Source organism: Haloferax sp. s1, from assembly GCF_058382125.1.
Genome location: NZ_JBZRPK010000585.1, coordinates 1 through 8,374, shown reverse-complemented (window position 1 = coordinate 8,374; position 8,374 = coordinate 1). Strand labels below are relative to the sequence as shown.

Below are 8,374 nucleotides of genomic sequence, written 5' to 3'. Positions count from 1 at the left end.
GCAAACGAAGAGGCCGACTGATAGGGGGAATTCGCATGTACGGGAGAGGTCGGACCGAGCGGGCAGAACTGCCACATCGACTGCTCCGCGTGGGCGAGGAAGTCGACGAACGCGTGGGCACCGTCGCCGAGGTCGCCGATGCCGTGCGGCCCGGGCACTGACGTGACGTGCATGAAGACGCCACTCTGTCGAGAAAATCGCATACTCACGGATTCGGTGGCCAACCCCATTGGAACTTTGGGTCAGATACCGATTCGAACCGGGCGAGTGGTAAACGACTGCGGCTTATACACGCTAACAATCGGCATGAAACTACCACAAACGGGTGTCTTTCGCGCTCGTCTCAACAACACTTATTCTCCCCCGTCGGTTTCGTGCGCGTATGAGTGATATCGCTGTCATCCTCCCCGACGGAACGGAGCTTTCCGTCGAGGAGGGTGCGACGGTGCGAGATGCCGCGTTCGAAATCGGCCCCGGTCTCGGCAAGGACACCGTTGCCGGCGTCGTCGATGGCGAACTCGTGGACAAGGAGACGCCTCTCCACGACGGCGCGAATCTCGTCATCGTCACCGACCAGTCCGACGAATATCTCGACGTGCTTCGCCACTCGGCGGCCCACGTCTTCGCACAGGCCCTCCAGCGCCTCTACCCCGAGGCCAAACTGACCATCGGTCCGTGGACGGACGACGGCTTCTACTACGACGTGACGGACGTCGACCTCGAAAAGGAGGACCTCGAAGCCATCGAAGACGAGATGCGGAATATTATCGAGGAAGACCTCGACATCGAGCGCACCCTCATCGACCGCGAGGAAGCCCTCGAAAAGTACGCCGACAATCCCTACAAGCGCGACATCCTCGAAACCGAGGCCGCCGGTGACGACGAGCTTTCGTTCTACCAGCAAGGCGAGTTCGAAGACCTCTGTAAGGGTCCGCACGTGGATTCGACGGGCGATATCGGCGCGGTCAAACTCCTGAACATCTCCGCCGCCTACTGGCGCGGCGACGAGGAAAACGACACGCTGACGCGCGTCTACGGGACGGCCTTCGAGTCCGAATCCGAACTCGAAGAGTTCCTCGAAATGCGCGAAGAAGCCGCCGAGCGTGACCACCGCAAACTCGGACAGGAACTCGACCTGTTCTCGATTCCGAGCGTCACTGGTCCCGGTCTGCCGCTGTACCACCCCAACGGGAAGAAGGTCCTGCAGGCGCTGGAGACGTACGGTCGCGACCTCAACGAGTCCTACGAGTACGACTACGTCGAGACGCCGCACCTGTTCCGCACGGAACTGTGGAAACAGTCGGGCCACTACGACAACTATCAAGACGACATGTTCCTCCTCGACGTGAACGACGAGGAGTACGGCCTGAAGCCGATGAACTGCCCCGGCCACGCGACCATCTTCAAGCAGGGAAGCTGGAGTTACCGCGACCTGCCGGTTCGCTACGCCGAAAACGGGAAGGTCTACCGGAAGGAACAGCGCGGCGAACTCTCCGGTCTCTCGCGTGTCTGGGCCTTCACCATCGACGACGGCCACCTGTTCGTCCGCCCTGACCAGATCGAACAGGAAGTCGAGGACATCATGGACATCATCCTCGAGGTGCTCCAGACGTTCGACCTCGACTACGAGGTCGCACTCGCCACGCGCCCCGAGAAGTCCGTCGGGTCCGACGAAATCTGGGAGCAAGCCGAGTCGCAACTCAAATCCGTCCTCGAAGACAGCGAGATGGACTACTTCGTCGAAGAGGGTGACGGTGCCTTCTACGGACCGAAAATCGACTTCTCGTTCGAGGACGCCCTCGGCCGGAAGTGGGACGGCCCGACGGTCCAACTCGACTTCAACATGCCCGAGCGCTTCGAACTCTCCTACACGGGCGAGGACAACGAGGAACACCGTCCGGTCATGATTCACCGCGCGCTCTACGGTTCGTTCGAGCGCTTCTTCATGGTGCTCATCGAGCACTACAACGGCAAGTTCCCGACGTGGCTCGCCCCCGAGCAGGTCCGTATCCTGCCCATCTCGGACGACCAAATCGACTACGCCGAATCCATCAAGGAGGACCTCGGCGACTTCCGCGTCACCATCGAGGACCGCTCGTGGACGCTCGGCCGGAAGATTCGCGAGGCGCAGACGGACCGCGTCCCGTACATGATTATCGTCGGCGGCAACGAGGAAGAAGCCGGCACCATCTCCGTCCGCGACCGCAAGGAACGCGAGACGCAGGACGTGAGCGTCGAGGAGTTCCGCGACCACCTCGTCGGCGAAGTCGACGACCAGCGCGTCGAACCCGGCTTCCTCGACGAAGAATAACTCGCCCGCTGTTTTCGTCAGACTGAGACCGTCTTTCGCTCGTCTCGCACCGCCGCGTCGAGTTCCCGTCTGACCGTCGTTTGGAACTCGGACCCACGAATCAGGTTCGAGAGCACGCCGAAGTGGCCGCAGTTCCACTCGCGGCGGTTCGCTTCGGGCACGCTCCATTCATCGAGGAGTACGCGCGCTGTCCGCGTCGGGGCGATTTCGTCTCTCGTCCCGATAAACGAGAAGACACGGTCGGCGTCGAACGAGGGTTGTTTCGGCGGGTTCAGAAGCGGTGCGAACTCGTGAAGCGCATCGCCGGTCCACCCTGCGGCATCGAGCGCGCTGTCGATATCGAGGAGTTCAGTGAGCCTTCCGACGAGAAGCGTCTGGTCGATAGCGCCCGGCATCCCGACAGGGAACAGTAAGTCGGGTCGCATCGATTCGGGCCAGTCGCCGCAGCGACCGCCAACGTGGAGCGCGGTAATTCCGCCGAGACTGACACCGCCGACGCCGACGGTCGGTGCTCCCTCTGTTCGCGCCCAGTCGACGAGCACGGCAGTCTCCAGCGCCGCGGCCGAGTAGAGAGTGAAAAAACCGACCGGCGCACGGGCGATATAGGGTTCACCGCTGTATCGACCGAGCAGTTCGCGTCGGCCGTGCCACGGCGCGTCGGGGAGAATGACACGGTATCCCTCGGGTGCGAGCGTCCGCGCGAGGTACTCCTCTTCGGGCCAATAGACGAGTTGGTCGTTGAACATTCCCAACCCGGAGTGGAAGACGAGCGTCGGAAGGTCGTCGTCCACGTCGGCGGGTTCGTACACCCGTGCCGTGGCACGGTCGCTGAGGTGGGGTGACGGAGAGTTGAATCGAAGCAGATACTCGACTGTTCCCGGTCCGCGGACGGTTGCGGAGCGTTCGACGCGGGGGAACTCCTCTGTCGCTCTGGCCTCGGTGAACCCGTAGAGTCGCTCCGGTTCGGCGATTTCGTGGTGCCATCGAGTCCGAGCGTCGTCGGGATTCGGCATCTCGAACTGTACCGATGGAACGAGGTGTTCTTTCGCGAGGAATCCAAAGATGTCCGTCGGTTTCGCCCGCTTCTGCGATATCTTTCGGCGTTCGCGCTCGATAGCGACCCGCTCGTCCGGCAGCGACTCGTAGCCGTCCCAGAAGACGCTCTCCCAGCGCGCCATCGTCTCGTCGTACTCCTCGCGGAGTTGGGCGTACGCTGCGAGGGCACGCTCGATTCGGTCGTGGAGGTGGGGCGCGGGTGGTGCGCCAACTTCGTGGAGGTACGCTCTCGGTCCCTTCCCGAGTGCGGCGTCGGCGGCGGCCCGTGCGCGGACGACGGCGAACTCGCGGGGGAGCGAACGGATTTTAAACGCCTCGAACGGCCGGGTGGTAAGTAGCCGCCCGACGGGGGAGACCATGAGTCGGTGCACTGCCGGGGTTTCGAGGTGGTCCATACCGTGTGGTACGTGTGACATGATTATGACCCTAGGCCCGAAGTGGGTCGAACCAGAGCGTCAGCGATATCGATGCGTTAAATCAAATATTGCTATATTAAATAGTAGATTCGGAACAAACAGAGGTCGAAGTAGCTGTGGGCTTAGTGGGCCAGAGAAAGTCGAGTGGGAAGATGGAACGTAACTCCGGGGCTTCCGGAGGTAGCGTCCGATAGTCGGGTTACTCGTTGTGTTCGCTCCATCCACCGCTATCGACCACCTCGAAGAGTTTGCGCCAGTTCTCGTCGGATTCACTCTCCGGCAGTTGGTCGCGCAGTTGCTGGAAGTCCGACGGGGGAACGAGCGTGCGCACGAGGTCTATGATAACTCGCGCGTGGTAGGCGGCCGCTGCCGGGTCCGTCTGTTCTATCTCGCTGACGCGAGAGACGAATTCCGTCCAGTCGAAGTGCTGGCTGTGTTCGTGGACGGCACCGGTCATGTACCACTTAATCTCCATCGGAAGCGACGCCGCGAGGTCTTCGGCGGACTCCGCCGGGATTCGCTGCCCGAGTGTCATCAATGTCGCTCGAATCGCACGGACCGTCTCGCCGGTCCCCGGAAGTTCGAGCCTGTGCTGTACTTCTCCTGTGAATTCATCGAAGTTCATGGTCCGACACCAATAATTCGTCCACCACGAACCTAAATCACTAGACCATTTTCCTCGTGAGAGGACTCGAGCAGTTCGAATCCGAGACTTTCCCATCTTGAATGTAATCTCGCACGCGATGAATCCGGTCGAAGCGTTCCTCGAAGATACGAAGGCGGCCACCGACAGTGAGTTCAGACAGGACGACAGCGCTCGGGTCCAACTCGTTGATGTACTTCGGAAGGAGGAAAGCGATACCCCCAGCGCGAGGAAACCTCGTCATTCACGACGAGGAGGATGTCATGGTCCGACCAGAAACTTTGCACCGAGCACGAGGACACCAAAGAGTCCGAAAAGCACCGCACCCGCGACGACATCCGAACCGAACAACACTCCGAAGTCGGGAGTGAGAGCGGTGATGAACCGGTCTATGTCGAAATGGTCCTCGACGCCGATAGTTAGTCCGAAGACCCCCGCAACGAGAAGCGTGATGAAAAGGAGAATGACCCCGGTCCGGTCGCTTTGATTCATACCACAACCACTGGCTGCTTGTGTTATATACTCACGCTATGGTGTCATCGCAATCAAGTGCGATTTGCCGAGCGAGGTGGAATGACACTCCAACAACAATTATACGAGGAAGTACCGTAGGAGACGTATGGTTAGTCAAGCGTATCAATTGGGGCTTCTGCTTGTGGTTTTTGGCGGATTTCTCGCAACTAATAGCTCCGGGAAGCCTGCAGTCCTTGGGATTACTGCAATGCTCTTTGGTCTGCTCATTGGTGTCCTCGGCATTGTACACGAAGGATTACCCAACCGAAATCGGACGACCGATTCACCGGAGATTGCACCTGACAAATAGATTCCAACAGAGTCGCGTCATCTTAATTCGTCACACGTTGAGCCGATTTTACATCCTCAGACAGCACACTCAGACGTGCGCGTCAATGTGTTGATACTCGTCAGACTACTTCGACTATTGGCTAATCGCAAGACAGCGTTGAGTCGCGTTAGTCTCGTGTTGAACTAAGAGTGGTATTTCGGGGGTCCCAGAAGGTTCTAGTCGCTCTATTACGTATATCCAGACGCATCAGACACTCGCTGGAGACTATGGTTCCATCGAAAGTAAGGTAGTGGGCCGGACGCGATTCGAACCCAGACTCGCTCCGCTCGCTGGAGAGTGTGACCAATACCTGTGAAGCGACACAGCGGGCTCACACGGTAAGCAGATGTCCCTCAAGCGTTAGTCCTCATGCCGTCCGAAAAGACTCGATAACGTGGACTCGCTTGAACGATGTCTCCATAGACGCCGTGAGAAGCGGATGGACGTGAGTCCGGACATACTGAACAAGCACTACGACCAGCGAACCAAGGAAGAAGAAATAGAGGCGCGACGGGACTACTTCGACGGTCTATAGAGGTGTCAGAATCGGTCAGATGGAAATAGGTTCCAGAAGCACTTGAGGAGTTACTTCTGTTGAAACATTTGTCCAATGATAGTTTGTTTAGGTCGTGCTGAATACAGGACCCATATCTTGTACAGGAGGCCAGAAGCTACTTCGTTACCTCGTCAAGTTTCCAGTACCTCGCTGGTGCCTTCCCATTCCTCAGCAAGTAGGCCATAGCGTTCGACATCGACGTATTCTCCGTTGGCGAATTGTGCTTGACGAGCAGTCCCTTCATGGACGAACCCGAGACGTTCACAAAGAGACGTAGAATCCTCGTTTGGGGCCATCGTGGTAGCAGAGATACGGTGCAATCTGAGATCTTGGAATCCGTATTCAAACAGGTGTGCGCTAGCTTCGAGGGCGTATCCTTCTCCCCACGCCTTCGGATGGAACCAGACGCCGAAGTTCGCGTATCCATCCGTGTGGATAATGGGGTAGAGTTGTACTGACCCAATTGGCTCTCCCGAGAAGTCGCCGTCGTTCGGAATGACGAGTAGAGAAACGTTGTCTCCGTCGTGTTCTCTTGGCCAAAGCTCGTCTCGGTAACGATCTTCGGTGTACGGGGTACTGAACAAACTGATGTATTGGCGGACTTTCGGATGGTTCACTCCCTCTCTGAGGAACTCGATGTCGTCTTCTTCAGGGGGCTTGAGTTCGAGACGGTCGCACTCGATGAATGTTGGTCTTGACATGATGTATCTATGGCTGCAGGTTAACTAACGGCTATTCGGAAGAACTCGAAGCTGACGGCCCTCGATTGGATTAGGAGGCGACAGTCAACTCAGAAGCAGGAAGAAACGGTCATCTTTCAGCTCTATTGTCAATTATTTGAACGAGTTGATAAAAACGTTATGGTCAATCCTATCTGAACTGACCCATCTGCAAGATACACCCTCTATATTCAGCACGCGTTTTCTATCAGATTTCGAGGAATTCGTACCACATAGAGCGGGAGAACGTATTATTGACCGATGAAAACCGCGCAACGGCGTCACTGTCCGCTATCCAACGTGACGAACTCACCTCTGAACGACACCTCAGAGCAGGCTCTATGTAGCGAAAAACGGAATTACCACGCGATTCGCGCCCGATTTGATTGGACGGGAATCGCGCGGCCTACAAGTGGGCCGGACGCGATTTGAACACGCGACCGTCTGATTAAGAGTCAGACGCTCTGCCTAACTGAGCTACCGGCCCTTGCAATCTCTCGTAACTCCCGGTAGGTAAAATGACTTTCCTTTTTGTACGACGACGGCAGGGACGCACACACCGCGAGAAGAGAACAAACGGTGGGTGTTAAGTGTCGCCCGGCCGGAGTTGCGGGCAACGATGAGTGCAGGCGTCAGTGTGTCCTCGATGTCCACGTACGCGATACTCGGCTGCGGCAGCGTCGGGCACGCAGTGGCTGAGGAACTGACGGACGAGGGAAAAGATGTCCTCATTCTCGATAAGGACGAGAGTCGCGTCGAAGCCCTGCGCGACCAGGACTTGAACGCGCAAGCGACGGACATCGCCGACTCGGAACTCGCCGATGCCGTCGCAGGGCGGGACGTGATTCTCATTCTCTCGTCGGACGTGGAGGCCAACAAGGCCGCCGTGTCGACCATCCGTGGCCGTGACGACGACCAATTCATCGTCGTCCGCGCGTCCGACCCCGTCTCCGAGGACGAACTGACGGAACTCGGTGCCGACGTGGTCATCAATCCCTCCGAAGTTATCGCCGACTCTGCGCTCCGAAGCGTCGAATCCGGTGAGTTGGAGTACAAGGCGCGACAGCTCGCGGACCTCCTGCGAGAGACCGACCACGGACTGGCCATCCTCACACACGACAATCCCGACCCCGATTCGCTCGCGTCTGCGGTCGCACTCCAGGCCATCGCCCGCGAATACGACGTTGACGCCGACATTCTCTACTCCGGTGACATGGGTCACCAGGAGAATCGGGCGTTCGTGAACATCCTCGGTATCGAACTCACGCCGCGGTCCGATGCGAAACCGCTCGAAGAGTACAGCTCCGTGGCCCTTGTCGACCACATGAAATCGGGGATGCCCGACCTCGGGGAGGTCGACATCACGGTGTTCATCGACCACTTCGAACCGGACGAGGGCATCGATGCCCGCTTTACCGACGTTCGCCCGAACGTCTCGTCGACATCGACGATTCTCACGAAGTACATCCAGGAGTTCGACCTCAGCCCCTCGCAGGAGGTCGCAACCGCGCTCCTGTACGGTATCCGCGCCGAGACGCTCGATTTCAAGCGAGACACGACCCCGGCCGACCTGACCGCGGCGGCGTACCTCTACCCCTTTGCCGACCACGACACGCTGGAGAAAGTCGAGTCGCCGTCGATGTCACCCGAGACGCTGGATGTGCTCGCTGAGGCCATCCAGAACCGGGATGTACAGGGTTCGCACCTCGTCTCGAATGCCGGGTTCATCCGCGACCGAGACGCCCTCACACAGGCGGCACAGCATCTCCTGAACTTGGAGGGTATCACCACCACGGCCGTCTTCGGCATCGCCGACGACACTATCTACC

8 protein-coding genes and 1 tRNA gene are annotated in these 8,374 nt (G+C 58.5%); 2 read left to right on the top strand and 7 right to left on the bottom strand.

Going from position 1 to position 8,374, the window contains the following annotated elements:
- Positions 1–203 (bottom strand): 4-alpha-glucanotransferase (locus QT222_RS11395; RefSeq protein WP_491477244.1); only part of this gene is annotated, 203 nt, incomplete at its 3' end.
- 179 nt (positions 204–382) lie between these two features.
- Between QT222_RS11395 and thrS the strand changes: the two genes are divergently transcribed.
- Entirely contained in the window at positions 383–2,311 is a 1,929-nt protein-coding gene (gene thrS, locus QT222_RS11390) for a threonine--tRNA ligase (protein WP_004056587.1), read from the top strand.
- Positions 2,312–2,328: 17 nt separating this feature from the next.
- Here thrS and QT222_RS11385 read toward each other — a convergent pair whose 3' ends face one another.
- From QT222_RS11385 to QT222_RS11360, 6 genes are all read right to left on the bottom strand, one after another.
- A complete protein-coding gene (locus tag QT222_RS11385) occupies positions 2,329–3,762 on the bottom strand; it encodes an alpha/beta hydrolase family protein (RefSeq protein WP_491477243.1) in 1,434 nt (477 codons plus the stop codon).
- A gap of 220 nt (positions 3,763–3,982) precedes the next feature.
- Positions 3,983–4,408 (bottom strand): DUF2267 domain-containing protein, encoded by a 426-nt coding sequence (locus QT222_RS11380; protein ID WP_004056584.1) that lies wholly within the window; start codon positions 4,406–4,408, stop codon positions 3,983–3,985.
- A gap of 40 nt (positions 4,409–4,448) precedes the next feature.
- The gene (locus tag QT222_RS11375; protein ID WP_491477242.1) at positions 4,449–4,670 is read right to left on the bottom strand and encodes a hypothetical protein; all 222 of its coding nucleotides are present in this window, start codon (positions 4,668–4,670) and stop codon (positions 4,449–4,451) included.
- A gap of 17 nt (positions 4,671–4,687) precedes the next feature.
- Positions 4,688–4,918 (bottom strand): hypothetical protein, encoded by a 231-nt coding sequence (locus QT222_RS11370; protein WP_491477241.1) that lies wholly within the window; start codon positions 4,916–4,918, stop codon positions 4,688–4,690.
- A 1,039-nt stretch (positions 4,919–5,957) separates the two neighbouring features.
- A complete protein-coding gene (locus QT222_RS11365; protein WP_004056576.1) occupies positions 5,958–6,527 on the bottom strand; it encodes a GNAT family N-acetyltransferase in 570 nt (189 codons plus the stop codon).
- Between the two features lie 431 nt (positions 6,528–6,958).
- Positions 6,959–7,032: transfer RNA gene (locus QT222_RS11360), tRNA-Lys, on the bottom strand.
- A gap of 132 nt (positions 7,033–7,164) precedes the next feature.
- On the opposite strand from QT222_RS11360, the gene QT222_RS11355 reads away from it, so the two are divergent.
- A partial coding sequence (locus QT222_RS11355; RefSeq protein ID WP_491477240.1) for a DHH family phosphoesterase occupies positions 7,165–8,374 on the top strand: 1,210 nt, incomplete at its 3' end.